The 1,327-nt window shown below is 36.5% G+C and carries 1 protein-coding gene; it reads left to right on the forward strand.

All coding sequences use genetic code 11. The annotated features are described in order from the left end of the window. Window positions 1-59 precede the first annotated feature (59 nt). Complete coding sequence (locus KSW37_RS15585; RefSeq protein ID WP_217315363.1) at window positions 60-863, forward strand: nucleotidyl transferase AbiEii/AbiGii toxin family protein; 804 nt, start codon at window positions 60-62, stop codon at window positions 861-863. Window positions 864-1,327 lie beyond the last annotated feature (464 nt).

The raw sequence follows: 1,327 nt of genomic DNA on the forward strand, positions 1-1,327 counted from the left end.
CTGCCCCCGAAAAATAGAAAAATCCAAGATGGGTGACGCATAGTCAAAGTCAGGAAAATATGTTATCAGCTTATGATCTTTCTACAGATCAGTCTAAAAGAAATGCTACTTTTGAGGTAAACCAGCAAATAATTCTTGCCGGTTTGTACCAAGGCGGTTTCTTCGAAAAAGCAGCTTTTTATGGTGGAACCTGCCTACGCATTTTCCATGGTTTAAATCGCTTCAGTGAAGATATGGATTTCTCTTTATTGAACAAAGATGAAAATTTTGACTTCTCCCAATACTTCCAACCAATTATCGATGAATTTGATGCCATCGGGAGAAGAGTGGACATACAGAAGAAGGACAAGAAGAATTTTGGAAAAGTAGAATCAGCTTTTTTAAAAGATACCACCGACGTTTATGACATTTCATTTCAAACAGAAAAGTCCATCAAAATCAAAATTGAAGTAGATACCAATCCTCCTCTCCATTTTTCTACGGAGCAAAAACTTCTGATAGAGCCTCGTTCTTTCATGACAAGATGCTTTACCCTTCCCGACTTATTTGCCGGCAAAATGCACGCATTAGTTTATCGAGCATGGAAAAAACGGGTAAAAGGACGCGATTGGTATGATTTCGAATGGTACATCCGGAATAGAATTCCTTTAGATTTCAAACATCTACAGGAAAGAATCAAAGAATTTAACGGATGCGAGAAATCAAAAGAAGAATTCATTGCCGACTTGGAGCAAAGATTGAGATCAGCAGACATCAAACAGGTAAAAGTAGATGTGATGCCGTTTATAAAGAATCCAAAAGATATGACTATCTGGTCCAACGAATACTTTCTGCAATTGGCGAAAATGATAAACATTGAATAGCTAAGGTATCTTCCTCCCCTATCCCATGGGGGCAGTATCAGTTTTAAAAACGAACATTAAAGAGGGTAGGATTCCTTATTTTATGAGAGAAAAGAGAGTTCATTTACAACAACCGTTTCTCTTATATAATAAGGTGTAAGCTCGGAAAGAATGAGCTTGAACCAAAATGAACCAAATTGAACCAATCGTCAAAGTTTAAAGAATACTAAAAGTTTTGTTTTCGCTTGAAATTCTCGCCCAAAATGACTATATTTGCAATGCCGTTGAGATAAACACGACAAACATTAAAAAATCATAATCTAAAAAGTAAATGAGTAAGAATATCACAGAACAATCAGTCTTTGGAGCTTATTCTCAGAAAGAGAATCAAGTTACATCGGCACTCCTCAAAATCTTAGAAACAGATTGTGGGGGAGGTCGTCCGAAAACTTAATTAGGGAAGCAAACAACTGAATTGAGCATTT

Source organism: Segatella copri, assembly GCF_019127135.1.
In the GTDB taxonomy this organism is placed as follows: domain Bacteria; phylum Bacteroidota; class Bacteroidia; order Bacteroidales; family Bacteroidaceae; genus Prevotella.

Excerpts from the sequence above, each read along its gene's own strand:
- KSW37_RS15585 (WP_217315363.1), top strand. The coding sequence starts at position 60 with ATGTTATCAGCTTATGATCTTTCTACAGATCAGTCTAAAAGAAATGCT.